This is a genomic window from Sporolactobacillus vineae DSM 21990 = SL153 (genome assembly GCF_000377985.1).
In the GTDB taxonomy this organism is placed as follows: domain Bacteria; phylum Bacillota; class Bacilli; order Bacillales; family Sporolactobacillaceae; genus Sporolactobacillus; species Sporolactobacillus vineae.
Genome location: NZ_KB899044.1, coordinates 221,897 through 248,656 on the forward strand (window position 1 = coordinate 221,897; position 26,760 = coordinate 248,656).

At 52.0% G+C, this 26,760-nt stretch carries 22 protein-coding genes; 14 read left to right on the top strand and 8 right to left on the bottom strand.

Features of this window, described 5'->3' with window-relative positions:
- Positions 1–308 precede the first annotated feature (308 nt).
- The 6 genes from D889_RS0105315 (at position 309) to D889_RS0105350 (ending at position 7,607) form a co-directional block, all read left to right on the top strand.
- Entirely contained in the window at positions 309–761 is a 453-nt protein-coding gene (locus D889_RS0105315; protein WP_010631726.1) for a hypothetical protein, read from the top strand.
- An 81-nt stretch (positions 762–842) separates the two neighbouring features.
- Positions 843–2,555, top strand: a complete 1,713-nt coding sequence (locus D889_RS0105320) for an adenine deaminase C-terminal domain-containing protein (protein ID WP_010631725.1) — start codon at positions 843–845, stop codon at positions 2,553–2,555.
- A gap of 95 nt (positions 2,556–2,650) precedes the next feature.
- Complete coding sequence (locus tag D889_RS0105325; RefSeq protein WP_010631724.1) at positions 2,651–3,247, top strand: YdcF family protein; 597 nt, start codon at positions 2,651–2,653, stop codon at positions 3,245–3,247.
- 500 nt (positions 3,248–3,747) lie between these two features.
- A complete protein-coding gene (gene menB, locus D889_RS0105340; protein WP_010631722.1) occupies positions 3,748–4,566 on the top strand; it encodes a 1,4-dihydroxy-2-naphthoyl-CoA synthase in 819 nt (272 codons plus the stop codon).
- Between the two features lie 5 nt (positions 4,567–4,571).
- Complete coding sequence (locus tag D889_RS0105345) at positions 4,572–6,071, top strand: o-succinylbenzoate--CoA ligase (RefSeq protein WP_033403886.1); 1,500 nt, start codon at positions 4,572–4,574, stop codon at positions 6,069–6,071.
- 117 nt (positions 6,072–6,188) lie between these two features.
- Positions 6,189–7,607, top strand: coding sequence for a C69 family dipeptidase (locus D889_RS0105350; protein WP_010631720.1), 1,419 nt, complete (start codon positions 6,189–6,191; stop codon positions 7,605–7,607).
- A 204-nt stretch (positions 7,608–7,811) separates the two neighbouring features.
- On the opposite strand, the gene D889_RS0105355 is transcribed toward D889_RS0105350, so the two are convergent.
- Positions 7,812–9,476: an L-lactate permease gene (locus D889_RS0105355; RefSeq protein ID WP_010631719.1), complete on the bottom strand. Its 1,665-nt coding sequence runs from the start codon at positions 9,474–9,476 to the stop codon at positions 7,812–7,814.
- Positions 9,477–9,920: 444 nt separating this feature from the next.
- Between D889_RS0105355 and D889_RS0105365 the strand changes: the two genes are divergently transcribed.
- Entirely contained in the window at positions 9,921–10,529 is a 609-nt protein-coding gene (locus tag D889_RS0105365; protein WP_010631718.1) for a class I SAM-dependent methyltransferase, read from the top strand.
- A 154-nt stretch (positions 10,530–10,683) separates the two neighbouring features.
- Positions 10,684–11,925, top strand: a complete 1,242-nt coding sequence (locus tag D889_RS0105370; protein WP_010631717.1) for an MFS transporter — start codon at positions 10,684–10,686, stop codon at positions 11,923–11,925.
- Between the two features lie 55 nt (positions 11,926–11,980).
- Here the strand turns inward: D889_RS0105370 and D889_RS0105375 are convergent, their stop codons facing one another.
- The gene (locus tag D889_RS0105375; protein WP_010631716.1) at positions 11,981–12,766 is read right to left on the bottom strand and encodes a helix-turn-helix transcriptional regulator; all 786 of its coding nucleotides are present in this window, start codon (positions 12,764–12,766) and stop codon (positions 11,981–11,983) included.
- A 150-nt stretch (positions 12,767–12,916) separates the two neighbouring features.
- Between D889_RS0105375 and D889_RS0105380 the strand changes: the two genes are divergently transcribed.
- The 4 genes from D889_RS0105380 (at position 12,917) to D889_RS0105395 (ending at position 18,632) form a co-directional block, all read left to right on the top strand.
- Entirely contained in the window at positions 12,917–14,155 is a 1,239-nt protein-coding gene (locus tag D889_RS0105380; RefSeq protein WP_010631715.1) for an extracellular solute-binding protein, read from the top strand.
- Between the two features lie 109 nt (positions 14,156–14,264).
- Positions 14,265–15,479, top strand: a complete 1,215-nt coding sequence (locus D889_RS0105385) for a carbohydrate ABC transporter permease (RefSeq protein WP_010631714.1) — start codon at positions 14,265–14,267, stop codon at positions 15,477–15,479.
- 78 nt (positions 15,480–15,557) lie between these two features.
- Positions 15,558–16,325: a carbohydrate ABC transporter permease gene (locus D889_RS0105390; protein ID WP_238537635.1), complete on the top strand. Its 768-nt coding sequence runs from the start codon at positions 15,558–15,560 to the stop codon at positions 16,323–16,325.
- 21 nt (positions 16,326–16,346) lie between these two features.
- On the top strand, positions 16,347–18,632 hold the full coding sequence (locus D889_RS0105395; RefSeq protein ID WP_010631712.1) for a glycoside hydrolase family 65 protein: 2,286 nt from the start codon (positions 16,347–16,349) through the stop codon (positions 18,630–18,632).
- A 235-nt stretch (positions 18,633–18,867) separates the two neighbouring features.
- Here D889_RS0105395 and htpG read toward each other — a convergent pair whose 3' ends face one another.
- On the bottom strand, positions 18,868–20,751 hold the full coding sequence (gene htpG, locus D889_RS0105400) for a molecular chaperone HtpG (RefSeq protein WP_010631711.1): 1,884 nt from the start codon (positions 20,749–20,751) through the stop codon (positions 18,868–18,870).
- Between the two features lie 214 nt (positions 20,752–20,965).
- Here htpG and D889_RS14865 point away from each other — a divergent pair, with 214 nt between their 5' ends.
- A complete protein-coding gene (locus tag D889_RS14865) occupies positions 20,966–21,619 on the top strand; it encodes a histidine phosphatase family protein (protein WP_018962193.1) in 654 nt (217 codons plus the stop codon).
- A 112-nt stretch (positions 21,620–21,731) separates the two neighbouring features.
- Here D889_RS14865 and dhaM read toward each other — a convergent pair whose 3' ends face one another.
- The 5 genes from dhaM to D889_RS0105430 all read right to left on the bottom strand — a co-directional run bounded on the left by dhaM (position 21,732) and on the right by D889_RS0105430 (position 25,503).
- Complete coding sequence (dhaM, locus tag D889_RS0105410; protein ID WP_010631709.1) at positions 21,732–22,106, bottom strand: dihydroxyacetone kinase phosphoryl donor subunit DhaM; 375 nt, start codon at positions 22,104–22,106, stop codon at positions 21,732–21,734.
- A complete protein-coding gene (gene dhaL, locus D889_RS0105415; protein WP_010631708.1) occupies positions 22,103–22,687 on the bottom strand; it encodes a dihydroxyacetone kinase subunit DhaL in 585 nt (194 codons plus the stop codon). Before dhaL ends, dhaM begins: the two co-directional genes overlap by 4 nt.
- A gap of 19 nt (positions 22,688–22,706) precedes the next feature.
- Entirely contained in the window at positions 22,707–23,696 is a 990-nt protein-coding gene (gene dhaK / locus D889_RS0105420; protein ID WP_010631707.1) for a dihydroxyacetone kinase subunit DhaK, read from the bottom strand.
- A 140-nt stretch (positions 23,697–23,836) separates the two neighbouring features.
- A complete protein-coding gene (locus tag D889_RS0105425; RefSeq protein WP_010631706.1) occupies positions 23,837–25,003 on the bottom strand; it encodes an aminotransferase in 1,167 nt (388 codons plus the stop codon).
- Positions 25,003–25,503 carry an Lrp/AsnC family transcriptional regulator gene (locus D889_RS0105430; protein WP_010631705.1) on the bottom strand — a complete coding sequence of 167 codons (501 nt, stop codon included), beginning with the start codon at positions 25,501–25,503 and terminating at the stop codon, positions 25,003–25,005. The genes D889_RS0105425 and D889_RS0105430 overlap by 1 nt, the downstream gene beginning before the upstream one ends.
- 261 nt (positions 25,504–25,764) lie before the next feature.
- Here D889_RS0105430 and D889_RS0105435 point away from each other — a divergent pair, with 261 nt between their 5' ends.
- Positions 25,765–26,724: an NAD-dependent epimerase/dehydratase family protein gene (locus D889_RS0105435; RefSeq protein ID WP_010631704.1), complete on the top strand. Its 960-nt coding sequence runs from the start codon at positions 25,765–25,767 to the stop codon at positions 26,722–26,724.
- Positions 26,725–26,760: the final 36 nt, after the last annotated feature.

Genomic DNA, 26,760 nt, shown 5'->3' on the forward strand with positions numbered 1-26,760 from the left:
GGGCTGACGCGGACGATTGGCGCGAAAAGGCACGATGAAGCGTAAAAAGGGATTGCGGAAGGCCTGAATTTGGCTGGCAGCGCCGAATTTTTCCACTCGCTTCGAAATGGCTAAAAGCGCATCGATCCGTAATAATTAAATGTTAAGCCCCGTAATCTCAGCGGATCCAGAATTACTTTTTCCAATAACATGATATGATGAAATTACATTATTTTGGCAACACGCCCGGCCGATGAATCGCCGTTTGAATAGAATAAATCATGACAGGCAGTTATGTCGAACAGCTCATTACAGGGAGTGCTCACCTGATGAATAAATTTCTTGTCACATGGATCTATGATCTGCTTCTGGCAAGTTTGTATACCTGGTGCCTGTATCAGGCATACATTTACGACGCGAAAACGATGACCGGGTCGGTGCTTATCTATCTCGTCATTTACGGATTTTTCACACTGATGATCCGCTCTGTATTCGATATCATCATTATGAACACCGTCGCCTCATTCAGCCTGCTGTTTATCTTTCTGGATCCGGTCATACAGCGTGCCGGCGGCTATTTTGATTTCCAGCCGATCCTCGGCATCGCTGCCAATATCCTGATTGCTCTGGTGCAGATCGTCACAATGATGCCTCTGCTGCAGGTCGGTGAACGGTTTCTGAAAAGCCGGACCCAATATGTGATCTCGTTGATTGCGCTTCTGGCGTTCAGCTGCCTGATGACCATGTTTGTGCTCCTCGTTCCCATTTCCACGCGAGGGTAAGCAGAATCAAGCAGCCGGGCACTAGATTCCTGTATAATAAAGATGAAAAGAATTCTGTAAACGGAGAAGTGACTGATAAAGATGATTCGGAAATGGACAAGGGCGCAGCATGACCGGCTGATTGATACCGCCCGCGGCGTACTGGCTCCGACGGCGCTGATTCCGGAGGCCCAGGTTCTCCATGTCGCAACCGGAACTGTCAGCAGAAAAAATATCTGGCTGTGCGGCGACCGGATCGCCTATGTGGGACCGGATCGTCCGTCTGATTCCGCGCAGACCATGATTTACACCATCAGACCGGATCAGGTGATTGTTCCCGGTTATATTGAGCCGCACGCGCATCCTTTTCAGCTGTACAATCCGTTCACCCTGGGAGAATTTTTTACTCGTGAAGGAACTGCCATTTCAATTAACGACAATCGGATGCTTGCTCAGCACCTGAGTCCGGAAGCGCAGAAAACTTTCATCCGCGAGCTTGATGAGACCGGGGGGCATCTGTGGCTGTGGTGGGCTTATTTTGAAGAACATGATCCGGTTAAAAATGACGTGCTTGCGGACTGGCTGGCCCAGCCGCTTGTGGTTCAGGGCGGCGAACTCAGCAACTGGCTGGCGATGCGTTCGGGGTCGGCGGATCTATACGCGAAGCTCTGCACCGTGCGCCGCTCCGGAAAACGGATGGAAGGTCATCTGCCCGGTTCATCGGCGAACACACTGAATCTGTTCGCCGCGGCGGGAATCACTGCCGATCACGAATCGATGAGTGCCGATGACGTCCTGAAACGGCTCGATCTCGGTTACGTTGCGGCGCTGCGCTATTCGTCGATCCGGCCGGACCTGCCGAAACTGATCCGGGCACTGAGCCGATATCCGGATCTCGACCGTTCGCGGCTGATGCTGACGAGCGACGGCGCCTCCCTCCCCTTCCTGCTGCAGGCCACCCCTGCAGATCTGATTCAGCTGGCGATGAAAAATGGTTTTTCGACTACCGATGCCTACCGGATGGCGACGATCAATCCGGCCCTCTACTATCATTTTGACGACGCGGCCGGATCCGTCTCCCCGGGCCGGCTGGCGCATCTCAATGTGCTGGATTCGCTGCAGGACCCGCATCCGGCCGATGTGCTGTTTTCAGGAAAATGGATCCGGCGCCAGGGCCGAAGCTTCCCGCCGCCAGAGGACTTTTCAGACCGGCTGAATCACTATTTAGGGAATCGGCGATTTGCCCTGCCGTCCGCCCCGCCGAATCTCCGGGAAACAACGACGATCGGCATCGATCTTGTGAACAATGTGATCACACGGCCCTATACCTTTTCCGCGGAAGCCCCGCTGTCTGATCATGAATGCCGGCTGATTTATCTCTGCCCGGCGTCAAAAGAGTATCTGTCAACCCGGATACGCGGTTTCGCTGTCAGACTGAATGCACTGGTCAGTACGTACAGCGTCTCCGGAGGCATCGTCCTGATCGGGAAAAACCCGGCTGCGCTGAACGCAGCATGGAAAAAGCTGAGCGCAGGCTTCCGCGGGATTGCCGCCGAGTCTGGTGACGGATCCGAAGCTGAGATCGCTCTTGACCTGCTCGGTATGATGAGCACAAAAAATATAGACAAGTTGGCTGAGGAAGCCGCAACTTTTACCCAAAATCTTCAAAAGGACGGGTTTCCATACAATGATCCTTATTTCTGCCTGCTGTTTCTAACTGTCAGCGTCCTCCCCTTTATCCGGCTGACACCCGCCGGCCTGATTGACGTCAAAACGGATCATGTTCTGGCACCGACGCGGCAGCTGCCGTTCTAAGATTCTATAAAAAAGGAGACAGATCAGCCGGGCCTGTTCCGAAAAGGATAAATGCGTTGAGCGGGAAGATGAATTGAAAAGGAGTACCTGTAGGCATGATCCTGCTGCTGATCATCGTGCTGCTGGCTGCAGCCGTCCTGTGCATGATACTGGCTCTATCGGTCGTCATTGCTTTTGCACCGGGCGTCTTCCACCAACAAGCAAATATCGGCGCCTTTTATGACGTGATCATCATTCTCGGCTGCCCGGCGACAGCCGACGGGAAACCGTCCGCGACGATGCGGTCACGGATGGCTGCGGCGCTTGAAGCATACCAGGGAAAGCATGCTGCGGAGCTGATCTGTTCCGGAGGCAGCGCGCATAATGCCTACCCGGAAGCAGATGTGATGGCCGGCCTGGCCGAAGCATCCGGCGTTGCTGCCGAACATGTCCACCGCGAAACGCGGTCGGCAAATACCTATGAAAATATCGCGAATTCCGTTCAAATGATGAAGGATAACGGCTGGAAGTCGGCACTGATCGTCACGTCGCCCTGGCATCTTCGCCGGGCGGGCTGTCTTGCGGCAAACTATCCGATTCGGTACGGCCTGCTCAGCTCCCGCCCGCCGAAGCAGCTTTCGGTCCGGAAAGCCATCGTTCTGTCTGTCCGTGAAAACTGTAAGATCATTCAGATGAAACTTGGACGGCACTGAAACAAAAGCAGCGAACAATTTTTATCAGAGAACAGTTCAAGACCGAAACTCTCCCTCTGAAGACCGATAACTTCACTACGAAGACCGAAAGTTTGTCCCGGCTGCTTCCTGAGATGCTGTGAACCGCCGGAACATCTGCAGATTCCGCCTATCGCTGTTTAAAGACAAAAGCTGCTTCATCATCTGCTGATGAAACAACCTTTTTTATTTGACCATATGATTATGCTGCTCGATAATGCCGGCGATCAAGTCGTACCAGTCGCGTGCCGCTTCACGTGCGAATTTATACTGATTGTCGTCGGCACGGACGCCGCTCCTGTGAGCGAAGAAGCGGACATCCCATTCCTCATGGTCCGGATCATTAACATAGATTTTGAGTGGTTTGCAGTTTGCGCGCTAAGGACTCGCAAAACTGAAGGATCGCGTCGAATATGGTACAATATTTTTGTCTTTTGACAGATTTGTGACACCTAATTTATTGAAAAGGAAGCGTTTTTATCGTGACTGTTGCATGGAAAAAGGTCCGGGATTATGAAGAAATCATCTTCGAGACCTATGAAGGAATTGCGAAAATCACCATCAACCGTCCGCAGGTACGCAATGCATTCACTCCGAACACGGTGATGGAAATGTATGATGCATTTACCCGCGCGCGCGACGACAGCTCGATCGGCGCGATTATTCTGACCGGCCAGGGACCGCTCGCCTTCTGCTCCGGCGGCGACCAGAAAGTCCGCGGCAACGGCGGTTATGTCGGCAAGGACAATATCCCGCGCCTGAACGTTCTTGATCTGCAGCATCTGATCCGTGTGATTCCGAAACCGGTTGTCGCCATGGTTGCCGGCTACGCGATCGGCGGCGGCAATATTCTCGCACTGGTCTGCGACCTGACGATTGCGGCGGACAACGCCCGCTTCGGTCAGACCGGCCCGAAAGTCGGCAGTTTCGATGCCGGCTACGGCGCCGGCTATCTGGCCCGCGTCGTCGGCCAGAAGAAAGCCCGTGAGATCTGGTTCCTGTGCCGTCAGTACAATGCACAGGAAGCGCTGGACATGGGCCTGGTCAACACTGTCGTGCCGCTTGACCAGCTGGAGACGGAAACGATCAAATGGTGCAAAGAAATGATGACAAAGAGTGCCACCGCCCTGCGCTTCCTGAAAGGTGCCTTTAACGCTGACTCTGACGGCCTCGCCGGTCTGGCGCAGCTCGGCGGCGACGCCACGCTTCTTTATTACACAACGGATGAGGCAAAAGAAGGGCGCGATGCCTTTAAGGAGAAACGTGATCCGGACTTCAGCAGATTCCCGAAATTCCCGTGAGTCATATGGACAATACCGCTCTTTCGATGCCCGTCTGGCTGAAGCAGCGCGCCCTGCTGACGCCGGACCGGGTGGCTTACGAGACGGAAAACCGAAAACTGACGTTCAGGGAACTCGACCGGACCGTGCGGCGGCTGGCTGCGGCGCTTGAGCAGCATGGTGTGCAGGCCGGCAGCCATGTTGCTGTCCTGCAGGAGAATACGCTGGAAATGGTGGCCGCGCAGCATGCATTGATCTATATAGGTGCGGTCTGCGTGCCGCTGAATGTGCGGCTCTCCGCGGCTGAACTGACGGATCAGGTCACCGACAGCCAGAGTCAATTTCTGATTGACGACAGCGCCGATGCCGGCAAAGCCGGTGATGTCCGTGAATCTGCCGGCTGCACCGTGCTCCGGATTGATGAGCTGATGGCCGAACCGATGACCGGCGAACCCATGCTGAAAGACGACATTTTTTTAAACGATCCGTGTACGATCATTTACACGTCAGGAACGACCGGGCGTCCTAAGGGCGTCGTGCTCACCTATGGCAATCACTGGTGGAACGCCAACGCCTCGCTGATCAATCTCGGCCTGCGCCGTGACGACGAGTGGCTGTGCAGCGTGCCGCTCTTTCACGTCAGCGGCCTGTCGATTATGATGAAAAATGTGATCTACGGCATGCCTGTTTACCTTTTCCGGCATTTTGACCCGGAGAAAGCGAACGAGCAGATTCTGAAGGGAACGGTGACGCATATTTCTGTGGTTGCTTCGATGCTGCAGCGGATGTTCGCGGCGCTGAATGGCCACGTTTATCCTGCTTCCCTGCGCTGCGCGCTGCTCGGCGGCGGGCCGATCCCGGGCGAGCTGCTGCGTCTCTGCCAGGCGCAGCATGTGCCGGTCTACCAGACATACGGTCTGACGGAAACCGCGTCACAGTGTGTTACACTCCCTCCGGAATACATGACGTCGAAGATCGGTTCCGCCGGCAAACCGCTTTTCCCCCTGAAAATAAGGATCGTTTCCGGGGCGCATCCGGCAGCAGCCAAAGAACCCGGGGAAATTCTGGTTAAAGGGCCGACCGTGTTCAGCCATTATCTGAACCGTGCTGAGGCAACCCGCGATGCGTTCACAGATGGCTGGTTCCATACCGGTGACATCGGCTATCTGGATGAAGACGGATTCCTATTTGTCCTCGACCGGCGCAAGGATCTGATTATTTCCGGCGGGGAAAATGTATACCCCGCGGAAGTCGAATCCGTACTGAGAGACGATCCTAATGTCGTCCGTGCCGGTGTCATCGGCGTCGCCGATCCGGACTGGGGGCACGTTCCCGTTGCCTTTGTCTGCGTCGGTGCCCCGGAGAAATTTTCGGAAACGGCGCTGATCGCCTGGTGCCGGCAGCGGCTGGCTCATTATAAAGTGCCGAAACGGATCTTTTTAATCGAAGCGATGCCGGAAAACGCCTCGCATAAAATTCTGAGAAGAAAACTGTACGCGAAACTTCCGGCAACTTTTTCATCCTGAAAGCACTTCTGCTCAGGCAGTCCGCAACCACGGGCTGCCCTTGCTATGAACGGTGTGCGAAAAATGTCTCGGTTGGTGTAAAATAAATGCGTGAAAAAAATTAAGGGAGTTTTAACAGTGACTGAAAAAGCATGTACAACCGTTCTTGTCGGCAAAAAAGCATCGATCGACGGGGCGACACTCGTGGCGCGTAATGATGACACGCCGGATCCCTTGTCTGCCCATCGTTTCTATATGGCCCCGGCGGTAACCGGGCGGCATGAAACGCTGACCTCGCCGCTGAACGGGTTTACCGCGCCGCTCCCGGCGAACGGCTATCGCCATACAGCCGTGCCGAATATTCATCCTGAGAAAGACGGAATCTACGACGAATCCGGCATCAATGAAAAGAACGTGTCGATGAGTGCGACTGAAAGCGTTTATGGCAATGAAAAAGCGCTGGCTTATGATCCGCTCGTCAAAAACGGGCTGGCCGAAGACGCGATGCAGACCATGGTGCTGCCGTTCATCGATTCTGCCCGGGAAGGCGTGCAATATCTCGGCGGCCTGATCGCCAAGTACGGTTCTCCGGAAGGCAACGGCGTCGCGTTCAGCGACAAAAACGAAGTCTGGTATATGGAGATTGTGACCGGCCACCACTGGGTCGCCGTACGGATTCCCGATGACGCTTATGCCATCGCCGCCAACCAGGTAGCGATTCAGCAGATTGATTTTAACGATCCTGAAAATTATATGTGGTCGGACGGCATTCAGCAATTTGTCACCGGCCATCATCTGAACCCTGATTCGGAGGGCTGGAATTTCCGCCACATCTTCGGAACCTCCACGGAGAAGGACCGCCACTATAATACACCGCGTGTCTGGTACGGCCAGCGCTGCCTCAATCCGGAGATCGAGCAGGATCCGCAGTCCGGCGAGCTGCCATTCATCTGCCATACCAGCCGTAAGATTACGGTTGAAGATGTCGGCTTTATCCTGAGCTCTCATTTTAATGAGACGAAATACGATCCGCTCGGCAAGGGTAATGAGACGGACAAATTGCTGTTCCGGCCGATTGCCATGAACCGCACGCAGAACTCCCACATTCTGCAGATCCGCAATGATGTGCCCGATGCTTACGCGGCGATCTTCTGGCTGAACTTCGGCGTGCCGTCCTTCTGCCCGTACGTGCCGTTTTACAGCAATGCCACCGACACCGACCCGAGTTACAGCAAAACATCGGATACGATGAATCTCGATGACGCTTACTGGATGTACCGCGCACTTTCGTCGGTCGTTGAAGGACATTATGAGGCCTATATCCAGGAAAACAGGGACTATATCACTGCGGCGAAACAGGCGCTCCGTACCCGCGTCGAAGCAGCTGATAAACAGGCGGCAAAACTGAGCGGCAAGGAACTGACTGATTTCCTGACCGAACAGAACCACCAGACGGTTGCTGAAATGAAGAAACGGACGCTCGACCTTCTTTTCGGTCTGCTGACCAGGGGCCTTACCCTGTCCAAACTGACCTTTGATTATGATAAAAATCTGTAAAGGGAACAGCACCAAAAAACCAGCCTGTGGGCTGGTTTTTTATCGATTTACAGAAATGCGCGCATTTGTTGAGAAATGCGCGCATTTTATCATAAATGCGCGCAAATCAGAAAAATCGCGCGCAAATTTTTTACGAGAGTTCCGGAAATGGTCCATCCTCATCCAAACTATACGGGCACAAATGAAAATGTGTCTATCAGTCTATCAGGGAATCATCCATTGCAGGACATACGCCTGCAAGAGCGTAATCACCCCGATAATGGCCAGGAAAAAGAGACTGTGTTTGATCGTGAACAGGAACAGACTGCCTTCTTTCCCTACCTGTCCGGTCGCGGCGGCAGCCACAGCAATTGACTGCGGCGAGATCATTTTGGCCGCCACCCCTCCGGATGAATTGGCCGCCACGAGCAGCGTCGGATCGACACCGATCTGATGGCCGGTGATCTTCTGCAGGTTAGAAAACAGCGCGTTGGAGGACGTATCCGAACCGGTGAGGAACACGCCGAGCCAGCCAATGACCGCCGAAAAAAACGGAAAAGCGGCACCGGTTGATGCCAACCCCAGTCCGAGAGTGGCGCTCATTCCCGAATAGTTGTCAATATAGGCAAAACCGAGCACCGACGCGATCATCAGAAGCGGCAGCATCAACGATTTCAGCGTTTCGCCCAGTGTCAGCAGCCATCTTTTCCAGGTCATCCGGAGCAGAAACTTGCTGAGGATACAGGCAACCATGATCGAACTTCCGGTTGCGGCCAGCAGATCAAATTTGTAAATAGCCGCGTACGGCGCCGGCGCGCTGACAATCGGTGCAGCCTTGAATACAGCGCCGTCCAGACCAGGCACAGGGATCAGCACCGTCAGTTTACCGAGTATCGTTTTCACCCAGTCCGATCCGCCCCACAGGCAGATGACGACGACCAGTGCGAGAAACGGCGACCATGCCTGAATCACTTTACCCAAGGGATGTTTTCGTCCGCCCTCAAGGGCTGCTGCTTGTTCCGTGAATCCACCCGACGGCGGGAGGACCGGTGCCTCCCCTTTGAAGCGGAAGATCGTTTTCGGCTTCCATACCTTCAGGAAAAGCGTCACGGCAACAAGACTCACAAGCGACGACGTAATATCGGGCAGTTCCGGTCCAAGATAATTGGACGTGAAAAATTGGGTTGCAGCAAAGGAAATGCCGCAAACCAGAATCGCCGGAAGCACCTCAATCGTTTTTTTCCAGCCCGCCATGATAAATACCAGCCAGAACGGGACGAAGACGGACAGGAACGGGACCTGGCGGCCGACCATCTGGCTGATTGAGGAAACGTCGATTCCGGATACCTGTGCTGCCGTCAGAATCGGAATACCGACTCCGCCGAAAGCAACCGGTGCTGTATTGGCAATCAGACACAGTCCCGCTGCGTAGAAAGGATTGAAACCGAGTCCGGCAAGCAGCCCGCCGGCAATCGCCACCGGTGTGCCGAATCCGGCCGTTCCTTCCAGAAAAGCGCCGAATGAAAAAGCGATCAGTAAAGCCTGCAGCCGGCGGTCTTCGGTTACCGAAGCGATGGAATCGCGGATCAGGTCAAAATGGCCGGAAGCCACTGTCAGTTTGTACAAAAAGACAGCGGTCACAATGATCCAGCCGATCGGCCACAAACCCTGGAATGCCCCATAAATTGTCGCCGAAACAGCCGGGACCACGGGCATTCGATAAATAAGGACAGCTTCCAGCACCGCAATGAGTACGGTCAGCAAACCTGCCCAGTGCCCTTTCATCTTTTTGATCGCCAGAGCCCAAAAGAAAAAGGCGATTGGCACACAGGCAGCGAGAAACGAGAGCAACATGTTTCCAAGCGGGTTGTAATTCTGCACCCAATGCACGTCGGTAGACCTCTTTTCATAATTTTATGGGTACGTCTTTTTAGTGTAAGCGTATACATAATAGCATGTACTACATGCAAAAAAGATCGGTTTGTGTCGCCGCCGAATCAATGATTTTCGACGACTGCACATCCATATATCTGTCCGTTCGACACTTTCTCTAGACATTCATCTTAAAAAACGATCTGACAGCGGATTCGTGAAGACGCTCAGAACATTAATCCGCGCTCCGAAATGATTGTTTCGCGCTCCGAAATTTTTGAAACGCTCCGAATTCGGAAAATCGCGCTCCGAAATCATCAATTTGCGCTCCGAAATGGTCGTATCGCGCTCCGAAATTTTTGACACGCTTAATCCGGCAGAACGGGAACAGAAAGAATGGACTATAATTAAACCACATGTCAGGAGATACTGCAGCGATGGCCTGTGAGAGGAGTATGACTTATGAGCACGCTGAATCAGCGTATTCAGAAACGCTACAACCGAATTTCCGGAATTTACGATACGATGGATCAGATGATCCGTGAAAGCTGGCGCCGGGAACTTCTCGGACACGTCCATGGCCGGGTTCTTGAAGCCGGTGTCGGCACAGGTGCGAATCTCCCTTTCTACCCGGAAAAAGCCGAAGTGACCGGCATCGATTTCAGCCGGGGCATGCTGGACCGGGCAAGAAAGAAACTGGAGCAAGGCCCGAACAATAGCAGAATTCACCTTGAGGAAGCCGATATTCAGGCTCTGCCGTTCGCGGACGATACTTTTGACTTTGTCGTATCCACGTGCGTGTTCTGCTCGGTTCCGGATCCTGTCCTCGGGCTGCGGGAATTAAAACGCGTCTGCAAACCGGACGGCCGGATTCTGATGCTCGAACATATGCGCAGCAAAAATCCGGTCGTCGGTGTCCTGATGGATCTCCTGAATCCGCTGACGGTCAGGCTATGGGGCGCCAATATCAACCGGCGGACGATGGACAATATCCGCCGTGCCGGACTGACCGTTCTTGAGGAGAAGCCCCTGTTTTACAGCATCCTGAAAAAACTTGTCCTGCGCCCGTAACCGCGCGCAGGTCCCTCCCTTTTTTTCCTCGCTCATGAACGCCACTTTTCATTTGAGATGAAGCAAGTTGATTGTCATTTGAATTTTAAGCGCTTACACTAAAAAATAATCTGACGAATCAGTCCCTCTCTCACAGAATCAAGGAGGCTTTGCAGTGGGATTTATTGTGTCTGGAACGAAGTCCTTTCGGAAAGCAACCCTCTCTCTTTTTGCCGGCGGATTTGTGACTTTTGCGATTCTATACAGCACGCAGCCTTTGCTGCCGGTGTTCACCGATGCTTTCCATGTCCTCCCTGCATCAGCCAGCCTGACTCTATCGCTGACTACCGGCGTCCTTGCCGTCACGCTGCTCTTCTCTTCACTTATCTCCGAACGGTGGGGTCAAAAGAAGGTCATGGCGATTTCTCTGTTCCTGTCGGCGATCATGGCGATACTCACAGCGTTTGCCCCTTCATTTTCCATCCTGGTGATTCTGCGCATCGTCCAGGGCATCGCACTTGCCGGTCTGCCCTCTATCGCCATGGCCTATGTCGACGATGAATTTGACGCGAGAAGTCTGGGAACGGCGATGGGGCTGTATGTAAGCGGAACAACGCTCGGCGGCATGTCCGGCCGGATCATCGTCGGAACGATCTCCGATTTTTTTTCCTGGCAAGTCGCACTCGGTGCCGTCGGCCTGATCAGCCTGCTGTTCGCCGTCTGGTTCTGGATCGGGCTTCCGGAACCTGTCCACTTTGTAAAGAAAAAAGTGCCTGTATCTGAAGTTTTCGAACCACTGCTGCAACACTTGAAATCGGTCAATCTGCTTTGCTTATTCGGCATCGCCTTTTTCCTGATGGGCGGGTTCGTGACACTTTATAACTACATCGGCTATCAGCTGATCCGGCCGCCTTATTCGCTCAGCCAGGCGGCGATCGGATGGATCTTCGCCGTCTATCTGTGCGGCACGTTCAGCTCCGCCTATATGGGAAAACTGGCGGATACTAAAGGAAAGTCCGGCGTGCTGGTCACCAGCATGAGCCTGATGCTCACCGGGCTGCTCCTGACACTGGTTCCGCTCCTCCTGGTCAAGATCATCGGAATTGCGCTATTCACATTCGGTTTCTTCGGCAGCCATTCGATTGCAAGCGGCTGGGTCGGCAGGTTCTCCGGTGCCCATGCAGCCCAGGCTGCTTCATTATATTTGTTTTTCTATTATGCGGGATCGAGCCTGATCGGGACGTTTGGCGGAACCATCTGGCATTTTCTCGGCTGGGAAGGCATTGTCCTGCTGATTTCGATGTGTATCGGTTCTGCCCTTGCCCTCGAAGCGGTGCTGGTTCACCATGAACATGACATGCAAAACCGCTTGCCGGACAGGTCCATACCCCATCCGTTTCATACGATAAAAAAATGAGGTGCACGGCCGAAACATCAGCCGCGCACCTCATTTTTCTCATTTCCGGCACAGCTCAACGCGTGGGAACCAGCGCCCTGGGCCGCGCTTCCGTCTTCTCATCTTTGTCTTTGCGCTGACGATATTCCGAAGGCGTCATCCCGCAGTACTTCTTAAACAGCGACGTGTAATAGCTTTGATTGCAGAAGTGGAACAACAGGGCGATTTCGGAGACGCTGCTGTTGGTATGTGCGAGGAAGTACAGCGACTCCTCAATTCGCTCCCGGTTAATAAACTCGGTCAGCGACCAGCCCACTTCTTTTTTAAAAATATGCGACAGATAATTCGGATTGAGATAAACATAGCCGGCGATGTCCTGCAGGGTGAAGTCCTGCAGAATTCGCTCGTGAATGAATTCAACGGCAATCTGAACCGGATGGCTGTAACTGTGCAACTTCTTCTGAACCTTTTTCAGCTGATCGATAAATCCCTCCAGCATTGTGTATTCAAAGGCTAACAAAGCGTCGCGGTCACTCATTTTCTCAATCTCCAGAATACAGGCGTCGCTGTAGTTAAACGCGGTCTCAGGAGGCATCCCGCCGCCGATTACTGCTCGGGTCAAAAGCGTACAGGAACAAATCAGTGAATTTTTCAGTGAGCGGACGGGGTCTTCGGCCAGCATGGCCCGTTCCAGACGGTTGATCTTCTTCAGCAGAAAGTAAGCGCTGTCATATTTGCCCTCAGAAACAGCCTTCAGTAACCGTGTCTCAATCAGATAAGGGGGATGCAGATAATACTCACGGTGTTCCTTCAACCGGTGGCGCAGAAAATGGCGCACAACATCCGGATTAATGGTCGGCATACTTTCGTTCGCTCCTTCCGTAAAGCTGAATATTTTAACAACCATCCAACGTTTCTAATATCATTCTAATTCTCATTCGGCTAAAATCAAAATGTGATGTAGAACGATTTTGATTGTTATATATCACATTACACATGAGGGGGTAGCTCAATGTCAAAGAAATGGCTCTCAATATTGGCAGCGCTTACACTTGCAACTGCTTTACTCGCAGGCTGCGGTCAGAATTCATCGGGATCGGGAAGTTCCGCTCCGGCGAAAAAAGTTGTCTTGAAATTCGCGGCTCAGGCGGACAGTACCCCGGCAACGAAGGCTTTGATCAAAGCGTATAACGCGCAGTCCAAGAAATATAAAGTAGTCTGGACACAAATGACCAATGACTCGGCACAGATGCATGATCAGCTGCTGACGTCCCTGTCCAGCGGTTCCAGCGAATATGACATCATCTCGATGGATGTTGTCTGGGCAGGCGAATTTGCCGGCGGCGGTTATCTTCAGCCGCTTGACAGCCAGCTCGTGAAATCCAGTCTGACTAAAGATCAGTTCAATCAAGGTTCAATGATCTCCGGTAATTATCAGGGGAAACAGTATACCCTTCCTTTCTTCCCGGATGTCGGCCTGCTCTATTTCCGCAAGGACATTGTCAGCTCGGCCGATGCGGCAAAACTGACGAGCGGTCAGTATACGTACCAGGATCTTGGTAAACTGGCAGCTAAGTACGCCGGTCAGAAAGGGACAAAATATGGCCTCGTCTATCAGTCGAAACAGTATGAAGGCCTGACGGTCAATCTGACCGAATTCTCCAAATCCTATAAAGATACCAAAACAGGCCTGCAGACGATGCATCAGTTCACGACAGCTAAATGGGCACCAAATAACCTGCTCAATTACACAGAAGCAGAAACAGCAACCAGTTTCACGCAGGGTGCTTCCGTATTCGCACGTAACTGGCCTTATCAGTACGGTATGATCAAGACGGGCGGCAACGGCATTAAGCTTAAAACCGGCCAGGTGGGCATTGCACCGCTTCCGAACGGCGGTTCGGTCGGCGGCTGGCTGCTCGGGATTAATAAAAATTCAAAGAATGCTGCCGGTGCCTGGGATTTTATCAAGTATGTATCCGGCAAATCCGGACAGAAGATCCTGTCAACCAAAGGCGGCTACCTCCCCGGCTACAATGCGCTGCTGAAAGATCAGAGCGTCCTGAAATCCAATCCGCTCCTGAGTATGCCCGGCTTCCAGAAAGCGCTGGCGACCACGATCGCCCGTCCGGTATCGCCGAAGTATAACAAAGTTTCGGATACGATTCAGATCGCTGCGCATAAATATCTGAGCTCCGGCACAGGTCTGGACAGCGCTGTGAAGACGATACAGACGGCAGCCGGAAAATAATGAGCGCGTTATTCTGAATAGCACGTCCTGGGGCTCTAATGAAAATTAGAGCCTTTTTCTAAAAATGCTGCAGGCAAGTTGCTCAGCGGTATGAAAGCGAGGGTTCACCATGAAAAAAGCCGGCTGGCAGCCCCTATGGTTCATCCTGCCCACTTTACTTTTCATTGCTGTGTTCTCCATCTGGCCGATCATCCAGTCGTTCACCTATACCTTTTTCGACTATCAGCTGAACAATCAGCAGAAGTCCGGCCTCTACCTGAGCGATCGCTACAATTTCGATCTGTTCAATGAGACGCAGACCTACGTGAAACTGTTCATGTCCGAAGACCGGCCGCACGTGACTGCCGAAGCCGACCGCGCCAGGATTGACGGCGTGCTGAAACAGGTTGATGCGGCCAATCAACAGTTCAAAGGAAAAGTGAAGATTCAGAAGATCAGCAGTGCGGAGGAAAAACAGCTGAGCGCACTGGACGGACGCGTAACCTCTGTCGTTCAGCAGATTAACAGCAAATATAAAACACCGAACGGCAAGAATCTGGCCCAAGTCATCAAAGGTTATAAAGAAAGCTTTATCAAATCCAATTTCATCGGTTTCCGCGGCTATGCACAGGCACTGACCGACCCGAGACTGGGCAACGCGCTCTGGAAAACAACCCTATTCACTGTTGTCTCTGTGTTCATCGAATTCGTCCTCGGCCTGTTCCTGGCGATGATCATGAATAAGGCGATCCGCGGTCAGGGCTTTATCCGAACAACATCACTGATCCCCTGGGCGATTCCGACGGCAGTGGCCGCCTTGATGTGGAGCTATCTGTATGACGGCTCAAGCGGGATCGTCGCAAACTTTTTCGAAAAAATCGGTCTGGTGGGGAACTCAAGCGACCTGCTGCTCTCGGCAGGGGGGGCGATGGTTTCGACGATTATTGCCGATGTCTGGAAAACCACCCCGTATATGGCGATTCTTCTGCTTGCCGGGCTGCAGAACATACCGGAGTCCATCTATGAAGCGGCGGATATTGACGGCGCAAATAAATGGCAGCGCTTCTTCCGGGTCACTCTGCCGATGCTGAAGCCGGCGATTCTGGTCGCCCTTCTGTTCCGGACGCTCGATGCGTTCCGGGTGTTCGATTTGATCTACGTATTGACTAACGGCGGTCCCGGCGGGGCGACGGAATCATTGTCGCTGTATGCCTACAAGACGATGTTCGGCCAGACAAATTTCGGATACGGTTCAGTCATCGTCATGCTGATGTTTGTCTGCGTCGCCATCATTGCCGTCATCTTTGTCAAAGTGCTGGGAACCAATCTCATGGATAAAAATTAGAAGGTGAGAATCGTGAAGAAAACGAAACTGAGAACCCACTGGCTAGGCGCCGCATTGATCGTTGTCTTTCTTTTCGGCATGATTTTCCCTTTCTTCTGGATTCTGATCACCTCGTTCAAACCGGATGGGGAAATCTTCGGCGATGGTGCGTTCCGGATTTTTGCGCAGCATCCGACGCTGAACGCGTATTATGAAGTACTTTTTAATAAAAATATTCTCACTTCGGTCCGTAACAGTCTGATTGTTGCGACGACAACTACGGTGTATATCATCGTGATCGCTACATTTACGGCCTACGCGATTTCCCGGTTCCGCTTCCCGGGAAAGAACCTCTTGCTCGGGCTCATTCTGGCTGTTTCCATGTTCCCGCAGATGATCGTGGTCGGACCTGTGTACAATATGTTTCTCAATCTTCATCTGACGAACAGTTTTGCCGTGGTCCTGCCCTATTCGACGATCACACTGCCGATTGCCGTATGGATTCTCGTCACACATTTCAACCAGATCCCGATCGCTCTGGAAGAGTCGGCGAAAATCGACGGGGCGTCGCCGCTGCAAATCCTCTACAAGATTGTCTTTCCGCTGGCCGCACCGGGCGTTTTCACCACAGCGATTATTGTCTTTATCGCCGCCTGGAACGAGTTCCTCCTGACGATTACCCTTAACTCGGATTCGGCGTATCATACCGTCCCGGTGGCCATCTCCTTCCTGAGAACGCAGTTCCAGATTCTCTGGAGCGAGGTCTCGGCTGCGACGGTCATCGTTACGATCCCGACACTCGTGATCGTCCTGCTCTTCCAGAAGAAGATCGTGTCCGGACTGACCAGCGGCGGCGTCAAAGAATAACAGATAAGGAGTCTGTAGCTGATGAACTGGACCATTTCGAATCAATCTCTGGATCCGCAACAATTGCTTGTCAATGAGAGCCTCTTTTCACTCGGCAACGGCTATCTCGGCGTGCGCGGCAACTTTGAGGAAGGTTACCCTGAAGGCGTTCCGACGATCCGTGGAACATACATCAACGCCTTCCATGACCTTGCAGCCATTCACTACGGGGAAAAAGCATTCGGCTACCCGGAAGTCCGGCAAAAACTGATGAACCTTATCGACGCCCAGACGATCAGGCTCTATCTGGACGACGAAACGCAGCCTTTTTCGCTCTTCTCAGGGGATGTGGTACACTTCGAACGCACGCTCGATCTGCAGTATGGGTTCAGCGAACGCCTGATCCAGTGGCACTCACCGGCCGGCCGTGAAATCATGATCCGGTTCCGGCGGCTCGTATCCTTTGTCCGCCGCGAACTGTTCGCCATCGAAGTGACTGTAGAGCCAGTGAATTTTTCCGGCCGGCTGAAGATTGTTTCAACGGTGAACGGCGATGTCGAAAATTTTTCCGATGCCTCCGACTCGCGGGTCGCATCGGAGGATGAAGCGCACCTTGATGTGTTGTCGGCGAGAAATGACGGGGCAGTCAGTCTGGTTACCGATCAGGCACATACATCAAAACGAAAGGTTTCCTGCGCCGCGTCACTAAACTTCTCCGTTCCGGCAGAGACGCAGCTGGCCGTTTTGCCGGGGTCGGTGGAAACGAGTGCAACCGTCGCTCTGAACGGCCCGGTGACGGTAATCAAGAAAACAATTTATACTGATTCATTGCGGCATGGTCAGCAGACCGAACAAACGGCCGCGGCGCTCCTGCGAGGACTGGATCATGTACCTTTTTCTAAACTGCTGGAGGAGCAGCAAACTTACCTGGATCGGTTCTGGCGCCTGTCCGACGTCCGGATAACCGGCAGTCCGGCGCTGCAGACGGGGATCCGCTTCAATCTGTATCAGCTGCTGCAGGCTGCCGGCAGAGATTCGGTCAGCAGCATCGCCGCGAAGGGATTATCCGGCGAAGGCTACGAAGGCCATTATTTCTGGGATACGGAGATCTTCATGCTGCCGTTTTTTACACTGACCCAGCCGGAACTTGCGCGCGGGCTGCTCCTCTTCCGTTATGGACTGCTGGACAGTGCCCGGCGCCGGGCACGCGTGATGGGGCATCGCAAAGGGGCGCTGTTCCCGTGGCGAACCATTACCGGATCGGAATGTTCCGCCTTCTTCCCCGCCGGGACAGCCCAGTACCACATCAATGCCGATATTGCCTACAGCTGCGTGCAGTATTATCTGGCGACGGGCGACGATGATTTTCTGGCTCGCTTCGGTGCGGAAATTCTATTTGAAACCGCCCGTGTCTGGATGGAAACAGGGCATTATCTGAACGGCTCATTCCGGGTTGACGGGGTGACCGGACCCGATGAATATACGGCGATCGTCGACAATAATTACTACACGAATGCCATGGCAAAATATAATCTTTACTGGGCGGCAAAAGCCGCCGGCAATCTGAAAGCTGCGGATCCCGGCTGCTATACCCGGCTGTCGGAACGTTTGCAATTAACTGATCGCGAGCCGGAGGAATGGGCGCATGCGGCGAAGGCCATGTATCTGCCCTATGACCCGGAACGCGGCATCAATCCCCAGGACGATACGTTTCTTCAGAAGGCAGTCTGGAATTTTGCAGAGACGCCGCCGGGGAACTATCCGCTTCTCCTTCACTATCACCCGCTGACCCTTTACCGGTATCAGGTCTGCAAACAGGCAGACACCGTCCTCGCTCATTTTCTGCTCGAGGATGAACAGACACTTGAGACGATGCGCCGCTCATTCGACTACTACGAAAAGGTCACAACGCATGATTCGTCCCTGTCGACCTGCATCTTCAGCATCATGGCCGCCCGGCTCGGCGACACCGGGAAAGCCTATGACTACTTCAAGACCGCCGCCCGCATCGACCTGGACAACACCCAGGGAAATACGCGGGACGGGCTTCATCTGGCCAATATCGGCGGCACCTGGATGGCGATCGTCTTCGGCTTTGCCGGCGTCCGTATCAAAGAAAACGGCCTGTCCCTCAGACCTGTGCTCCCGTCAGCCTGGAAGGGTTACGCATTTCGGCTGGTTTATCATGGTCGCGTGCTCTCTGTATCCGTAGCCGGCGAACAGCTGGAGCTTCAGCTGACTGAGGGAAGCCGCCTCTCTTTCAAGCTTTACGATCAGCCGGTTGAACTGAAAAGCGGACAGACAGCCGTATTCCCGCTGCACCGATAATAGCAAAAGATCCTGCTGAGTAAATATTGAGGGCAGGATCTTTTACTATTCTTTTCAATAAACTTCAGTGAAACAATATTATTGATCACGCACGTTGATTGGAGCTGAAGGTGCGCGAGCCAAGTGATACCCCACAGCGAGTGCAACAAGCGAGGAGGCTCACGGATCGCCCGCGGAAAGCGAGCACCTGCAGCGGAAATCAACAGACAGTTTCACAGCATCCTTCACATTGGAGTTAATTCATTAATTTACAGATGTCATTGGCAAAAGCGACGGGATCCTGAACCTGCAGTCCTTCAACCATCAACGCCTGATTATAGAGCAGGTTTGTGTAGAGACTGACCTTCTTCTCATCGTTCAGGTCAAAAGCGGCTTTCAATGCTTTAAACACGTTATGGTGTGTATTGATTTCGAGAATCTTATCCGCTTTAACCTGCTGATTGTTCGGCACCTGGTTAAGCACTTTCTCCATCTCGATCGACACTTCGCCTTCTGTCGCGAAGCAGACCGGATGCGTCTTAAGCCGTTTCGATGCACGGACGTCCTTGACCTTATCCGACAGGATCTCTTTCATTTTCCCGAACAGATCTTTATTCGCTTCATCTTCAGCCTTAGTTTCTTTCTTCTCTTCATCGTTTTCAAGGCCTAAATCACTGCTCGACACAGATTTAAATTCTTTCTCTTTATAGGCATGCAGCATCTTGATGGCGAACTCATCGACATCGTCGGTAAAGTAGAGAATCTCATACCCTTTATCGGCGACAAGTTCGGTCTGCGGCAGTTTCTCAATCTTTTCATTCGACTGGCCGACCGCGTAATAGATATATTTCTGATCTGCCGGCATCCTTGAAACATATTCGTCCAGTGTGACATTCTTCTTCTCGGTCGATGAATAGAACAGCAGCAGATCCTGCAGTTCATCCTTATGGGCACCGTAGTCCATATAGCAGCCGTATTTCAGCTGACGTCCGAAAGCCTTGAAGAATTTCTCATACTTCTCCCGGTCTTCCTTTAGCAGTTTCTCCAGCTGTTTCTGAATTTTATGATTGATATTCTTGGCGATCAGCTGCAGCTTGCGGTCGTGCTGCAGAATCTCACGGGAAATATTGAGTGAAATATCCTCAGAATCCACCAGACCTTTGACAAAACTGAAGTAATCCGGGAGCAGTTCGGCACACTTTTCCATGATCAGGACACCGCCGGAATAAAGTTCCAGGCCTTTTTCATAATCCTTCGAATAGTAATCAAACGGAATATTCTCCGGGATGTAGAGAATCGCATGATAGCGGACGGTACCGTCAACCTGGATGTTGAGATAATCCAGCGGCTTGTCGTAGCCGTAATGCTTCTCCGTATAGAAATTCTCGTAATCTTCGTCTTTCAGTTCATTCTTATTCTTGCGCCAGATCGGAACCATGCTGTTAACCGTCTGAATCTCTTTGGTTTCTTCGGTTTCTTTCTCATTGTCTTTCTTCGGTTTATAGACGGTCACTTCCATTTTGATTGGGTAGCGGATGAAGTCGGAATATTTCTTAATGATCGCTTTCAGTTTATATTCTTCAAGAAATTCACTGTACTTCTCATCGTCTGTATCTTCCTTAAGTTTCAGGATCACGTCGGTTCCGATGCTGTCCTTCTCGCATGGGTCGATCGTATAGCCGTCGGCACCGGACGATTCCCATTTATAAGCCTGATCGCTGCCGAGCGCCTTGGTCATCACCGTGACTTTGTCAGCAACCATGAATGCCGAATAGAAACCGACACCGAACTGGCCGATGATGTCGTGCCCGTCCTTCGCGTCGTTGGCATGTTTAAAATTGAACGAACCGCTCTGCGCGATCGTACCAAGATTATTCTCGAGTTCATCCTGAGTCATCCCGATGCCGGTATCGGAAACGGTTAATGTCCGGTTCTTCTTGTCGGCCGTAATCTGAATGTAGTAGTCATCTTTGTTAAAATTCAGACTCGTATCCGCGAGTGCCTTATAATAGATCTTATCAATGGCATCACTGCTGTTTGAAATAATCTCTCTCAGAAATATTTCCTTCTGAGAATAAATCGAATGGATCATCATATCGAGCAGTTTTTTCGATTCTGCTTTAAATTCTTTCGTCGGCATAGATCTCTCTCCTTCTGGCCAATCGTATGTAACAATCCCATCCGTTCCTCAAATTAGCACTCATAATGTTTGAGTGCTAACACAATAAATTTATATCTCAATGGTGCGCATTTGTCAACTTGAAACCGGCAACTGACGCTTCTCTGAACCGTTTACAGCCAGTTCAATCAATGCTACTATGAGGCGTAGATGACAGATCAACGGAGAGAGCGAAATGATGAAAACCTTCTATATCGTCCGGCACGGTGAGACGATTCTTAATCTATTAAACCGCGCTCAAGGCTGGGCGGATTCGCCGCTGACCCGAAAAGGTGTCGGGCAGGCGGCCAATCTTGGAAAAACGATTGCGGAAACCCCGATTACTTTCGATGAAGCCTACACAAGCGATTCCGGACGGGCAAGAGAAACAGCCCGTCTGGTCCTCGATCACTCAGGTAACGGATCCGTTCCCCTGCATGAGACAGAGACCTTGCGTGAAGCCGCATTCGGCAGCTATGAGGGCAGCAATAACGATCAGATGTGGGGTGACGCCGGCCGGGCAGCGGGAATTGAAGGAATGACCCGCAAATCGCCGATCGACTTGAAAATCAAGGCGATCGCCGGTATTAAACAACTGGATCAGATCGATTACGCAGAAGACTTCGAAACAATCCGGACCAGAATCGAGAAACTGAGAGACAGGCTGACGACGACGGAAGGTCAATCTGTCCTGCTTGTCTCCCACTCGCTGCTGATCTGCTGCATCCTCCATGTCCTGTTTCCGGACGGGCTTAAAATTGATCGCGTGCCGAACGCCAGTGTGACGAAGATCCATTATGCCGATCATGCGTTCCACCTTGACTACATTGGCCGAACCCGGCAGCTGTAATACGTACCGAACTTTTAAAGAATTAATCCATAAACGCCATAGGACGCAGTGAAGAGGAACAGGGCCTTCCCGGCTTTGCTCCTCTTCACTATAACCTTAGAAAGCAGACTGTTTATTTTATTTTCAGCGGCTCAAGCTGTTTCTTTACTTCATCAATCGAAACACCGGCCTGCAGCAATGCAGAAGCGGTATAAGCGCTTTCGATAAAAGCTGTATCAAAAATTGTGATCGGTTTCTCCGACACTTCTTTAACCATTTCCAGGTTCATTTTGGAACTGCCGAGATCATAAAAGGCAAGAATTTCTTCCGCCTTATTGGCATTGACTGCGGCCTGGATCTTATCAAAACTGCTGCCGATCCCGTCGTCATCTGTTCCGCCTGCTGTGGTGATCGAGACATCCCTGGCCACTTCATTCAGCAGTAAGGACAAACCGTCAACGATCTTTGAGACGTGCGACACAAGAAGTACCCCATATTTTCGGGTCATAAAATGCCTCCCGCAATCAGACACTTAAACAGATAGCCGCTGGACATCGCTCCGGGATCAATATGTCCGACGGAACGGTCTCCTAGATATGATGCGCGGCCCTTTTTGGCTTTTAATGGCGCTGTTGCCTGCACCGCCTGATCGATCACGGCATCGGTCAGTTTTCCTTCCTTTAATGCATGCAGAACCGTCAGCCAGACGTCGACCATCGTTTTATCGCCGGGTTCGGCTTTTCCCCGCTTCTGAATGCCGTCCGCACCCGCCTGAACGATGGAAGTAAGGTCGGTATCGGCGTTTCCTGCTTCTTTGGCCATGCCGATCAATGCTGAACCATACAAAGGGCCCGACGCACCGCCAATTTTACTGAGCAGCGACATTGCGGCTGTCTTCAGAACATCCTGCACGGTTCCAAAATTTTGCTTGCCCAGCGCTTCTTTCATTGCAGCAGTACCGCGACTCATGTTCGCTCCGTGATCGCCGTCACCGATCGCCTGATCCAGTTCGCTCAGGTAATCTTTTTCAGCGGCAACCTTATCCGCGAACAGATCCAGCCACTTGATTGTATTTTCAACTGTGAGCATTGTTGTTCCTCCCTCAAATTTACCAGGCTGTTGTTTCCACAGGTACGTTGAGCCAGTCGAGCCACTGATCCTGTTTCAGATGGAACAGGGTCAGGGAGATACCTGCCATATCCAGAGATGTCATGTAACTGCCGACTTTTCTGAAGGGAAGTTCGATCTTATCCTTTGTCAGGATTTCAGAGACATCATTTGCAAAAATATATTGTTCCATTAACGGTGTTGCTCCGAGTCCGTTCACAAGAATGGCATACCGATCGCTGGCATTCCATTTGAATGCGTCACGCAGCTTATCGGTAAGTTCCTTGGCAATCTCTTTTGAAGACTTAATCGGTTCGCGCCGGTAGCCCGGCTCCCCATGGATCCCGACACCGTATTCCATTTCATTATCCTTGAGCACAAATCCCGGTTTTCCGGACTCCGGAACCGTCCCTGCCGAAAGCGCAACACCAATGGTTTTAATCGATGAGATGACCTGATCGCCGAGATCTTTTAACTCATTCAGCGACAGTCCGGCTTCCGCCGCGGCCCCCATCATTTTATGAACAAGAATCGTTCCGGCGACGCCGCGTTTCCCGGCGGTATAAGTGCTGTCTTCAACGGCAATATCATCATCGACGACGATATGTTTTACCTCGATATGATCCATCGACGCCAGGTCTTCAGCCATTTCGAAATTCATGATGTCTCCGGAATAGTTCTTAATGACCAGCAGGACACCTGCACCCTGATTCGCTTCCTTGATGGCAGCAGCAATCTGGTCGGGCGTCGGTGAGGTAAATACAGGTCCGCAAACCGCTGCGGCAAGCATCCCTGATCCCACAAATCCTGCGTGGGTGGGTTCATGCCCGCTGCCGCCGCCACTGACGACAGCCACTTTTCCTTCTGATTTCTGCTTTCTCAAAATGACGTTCGTGCCCGGCAATCGCCTGATCAGCGATGCACTGGTGAAAACCAGGCCGTCAAGCATCTCATCGACGACATCCTCTGGCTTATTGATGATTTTTTTCAACAATACTCACCCTTTTCACTGAATGTCCCTTTACTCCAATATCATCATAGTGCGGAAGCGCTTGCTTGTCCAATTCATTACAGTTTATTCCAAAAAAGACCAGGCTATTCAGCCTGATCTTCAGCACACATGGTTAATCATCAAAGCGTGGCCACATAATGCTTCATCCGGTTCATTGCTTCCTGGAGCTGAGCCATGGATGTGGCGTACGAACAGCGGACAAACCCTTCCCCGCCTTCTCCGAAAGCCGTACCTGGAACGACGACGACTTTTTCAGCCTGGAGCAGTCCGGTCGCAAATTCTTCGGAACTCATTCCGGTCGATTCAATGCAGGGGAAGGTATAAAATGCCCCCTCCGGCTTAGGACAGGTAAGACCGATCTCATTCAGTGAACGGACGATAAAGTTGCGGCGCTCGCGGTAACTCCGCCGCATCTCGTTCACATCCTTCCGGCCGGTCTTCAGGCCTTCCAGTGCGGCGTACTGCGCCATCGTCGAAGCGCACATGATCGCATACTGATGGATCTTGAGCATGCCGCTGATGATCTCTTTCGGGGCGCAGACAAATCCGAGCCGCCAGCCGGTCATCGCCAGATCCTTGGAAAAGCCGCTGATCAGGATCGTTCGCTCGCGCATGCCTTCCAGTGCGGCAAAACTTGTATACAATTCATCATAGACCAGCTCCGCGTAAATCTCATCGGAGATAACGACAAGATCGTGTTTGATCGCTACGGAAGCTACTCTTTCCATTTCTTCTTTACTGAGCATCGAACCGGTCGGATTGTTCGGTGAGCAGATCATGATCGCCCGGGTCCGGTCTGTGATCGCTGCTTCAAGTTCTTCAGCAGTAACCTTGAACTGATTTTCTCTGGAGGTCTGAACGATCACCGGTTTTCCGCCGGCGAGGGTCACAAGTGGCGCATAAGAGACGAAACAGGGTTCGACAACGAGCACTTCATCGCCCGGATCAAGAATGGCCCGCATGGCAAGATCAATCGCCTCACTGGCACCGACAGTGACGATCACTTCCGATTCCGGATGATACGCGACACAGAAATAGTTTTCAATATAGGCGGCAATTTCTTCACGCAGCACCGGAAGTCCGGCATTTGCTGTATAGGAAGTGTGGCCGTTCTCCAGTGACAGGATCGCCGCCTCACGCACATTCCACGGCGTGACAAAGTCCGGCTCACCGACGCCGAGCGAGATCACCCCGGTCATCCCGGCCGTCGCATCGAAGAATTTCCGGATACCGGACGGCTTCAGGGCCCTGACGTGCTTTGCCAGATAGTTTGTTTTCACTGCCATCACGGAGACACCACAATTCTTTTATCGGAATGATCCGCATCATAAATTGTGCCGTCATGTTTGTATTTTTTCAGAACAAAATGTGTCGTCGTTGAGATGACGCCGTCAATGGTCGACAGCTTCTGTGTGACAAAATGGGCGACTTCATTCACTGAGTTTCCTTCGACAACCACCGACAGATCGTACGTTCCCGACATCAGATAGACGGATTTGACTTCGCTGTGCCGGTAGATGCGCTGGGCAACGTCCTGAAAACCAACATCCCGCTTAGGTGTAACCTTCACGTCGATCATCGCAGTAACGCCTTGATGCCCGTCAATCTTATTCCAGTCAACAAGCGTGACATAGCGGACAATAACTTTCTGATCCTCAAGTTTTTTTATGATTTCTTTGGTCTGTTCGAGACTGAGATCCATCATTTTGGCCACATCTTCATTGGTCAGACGGGCGTCTTTCTCCAGTATTTCGGCAATTTCAATTTCTGTAGCAGTCAGCTTCATCTGATTTCTCCTCTCAGTTTATCAGTTAAAGAAACATAAACTTTACAATCATTATATTACTTCCGCGATTCGGTGAAAACGAATTTATCCAAGAAACACACGGTAATGAAGCATCCCGCCGGACCATCGCCGACTTTCCGGGACAACTTACCCACGGGCCGGTACCGAATATGCTATAGGGAGGCAATATGCCGGAAGACTGGCGGGTCAGTCTTTGCGATACGAACGGAGAAATAAGAGCAACAGATGGAGGAATAAGCCATGAAAATAGTTGTGACCGGCGCAGCCGGTTTTATCGGTTCCCACCTGTGTGAGCGTCTGCTTCAGAATCCGGAACATACAGTGATCGGGATCGACAGCCTGGTCAATGAACGGAAAATCAGGCTGAGGAACCTGATCCAACTGCTGGAGATTGATGAACCGCGTTTTCAATTTTTCCCGGTTGATCTGTTAACGGCAGATCTCCAGCCGCTGCTCGATGGAGCCGACGCCGTCTATCATCTTGCCGGTGTGCCCGGTGTCCGTTCCAGCTGGGGCAGTCAGTTCCGGACCTATGTTGAAAATAATATTCTCGTCACACAACGCCTGCTGGAAGCCTGCAAAGGATTGAAGCTGAAAAGATTCATTTATGTCTCCACATCTTCAGTATACGGGGAAAAGGAAGGCAGAATCACCGAGGACGCGCGGACACAGCCGCTGTCTCCCTATGGCGTCAGTAAACTCGCCGGGGAACATCTCTGCCGCATTTACTGGCAGACGGAGGGGGTTCCGGCCGTCATTCTTCGCTATTTCACTGTATACGGTCCGAGGCAGCGTCCGGACATGGCTTTTCACAAATTTATTCATCAGATACTCAAAGGAGACCCGGTACCGGTTTACGGCGACGGACTGCAGTCACGTGATTTCACGTATATCAGCGATTGCGTCGAGGCAACGGCGACCGCACTCAGAGCTGATCACATCATCGGCGAAACGATTAATATCGGCGGCCATGAGCGGGCATCAATCCAGAACATACTCAAACTACTTGAAGAGCTGACCGGAAAGCCGGTAGCGATCAGCACACTTGCTCCGGCTAAGGGAGAGCCCCGCCATACATGGGCGGATATCAGCAAGGCACAGGCGCTGCTGCACTATCATCCTGCTGTTTCATTAAAATCGGGATTGCAGCGGGAAATCAGCGATCTTAAGGCGTTTTACAAAAAGGAACTGAACTCCTGATGTAAAAATACGCTTCTTAAAAAAACAACGTTAAAG

Bases quoted from the DNA above. Each gene is read 5' to 3' on its own strand.
- D889_RS0105345 (WP_033403886.1), top strand. From the start codon at position 4,572: ATGGACAATACCGCTCTTTCGATGCCCGTCTGGCTGAAGCAGCGCGCC.
- D889_RS0105390 (WP_238537635.1), top strand. From the start codon at position 15,558: ATGATTTTCCCTTTCTTCTGGATTCTGATCACCTCGTTCAAACCGGAT.
- dhaM (WP_010631709.1), bottom strand. From the start codon at position 22,106: ATGACCCGAAAATATGGGGTACTTCTTGTGTCGCACGTCTCAAAGATC.
- D889_RS0105430 (WP_010631705.1), bottom strand. From the start codon at position 25,503: ATGAAGCTGACTGCTACAGAAATTGAAATTGCCGAAATACTGGAGAAA.
- D889_RS0105380 (WP_010631715.1), top strand. From the start codon at position 12,917: ATGTCAAAGAAATGGCTCTCAATATTGGCAGCGCTTACACTTGCAACT.
- D889_RS14865 (WP_018962193.1), top strand. From the start codon at position 20,966: ATGATGAAAACCTTCTATATCGTCCGGCACGGTGAGACGATTCTTAAT.
- D889_RS0105435 (WP_010631704.1), top strand. From the start codon at position 25,765: ATGAAAATAGTTGTGACCGGCGCAGCCGGTTTTATCGGTTCCCACCTG.
- D889_RS0105365 (WP_010631718.1), top strand. From the start codon at position 9,921: ATGAGCACGCTGAATCAGCGTATTCAGAAACGCTACAACCGAATTTCC.
- htpG (WP_010631711.1), bottom strand. From the start codon at position 20,751: ATGCCGACGAAAGAATTTAAAGCAGAATCGAAAAAACTGCTCGATATG.
- D889_RS0105315 (WP_010631726.1), top strand. From the start codon at position 309: ATGAATAAATTTCTTGTCACATGGATCTATGATCTGCTTCTGGCAAGT.
- D889_RS0105375 (WP_010631716.1), bottom strand. From the start codon at position 12,766: ATGCCGACCATTAATCCGGATGTTGTGCGCCATTTTCTGCGCCACCGG.
- D889_RS0105320 (WP_010631725.1), top strand. From the start codon at position 843: ATGATTCGGAAATGGACAAGGGCGCAGCATGACCGGCTGATTGATACC.
- D889_RS0105325 (WP_010631724.1), top strand. From the start codon at position 2,651: ATGATCCTGCTGCTGATCATCGTGCTGCTGGCTGCAGCCGTCCTGTGC.
- D889_RS0105425 (WP_010631706.1), bottom strand. From the start codon at position 25,003: ATGGCAGTGAAAACAAACTATCTGGCAAAGCACGTCAGGGCCCTGAAG.
- dhaL (WP_010631708.1), bottom strand. From the start codon at position 22,687: ATGCTCACAGTTGAAAATACAATCAAGTGGCTGGATCTGTTCGCGGAT.
- D889_RS0105395 (WP_010631712.1), top strand. From the start codon at position 16,347: ATGAACTGGACCATTTCGAATCAATCTCTGGATCCGCAACAATTGCTT.
- D889_RS0105385 (WP_010631714.1), top strand. From the start codon at position 14,265: ATGAAAAAAGCCGGCTGGCAGCCCCTATGGTTCATCCTGCCCACTTTA.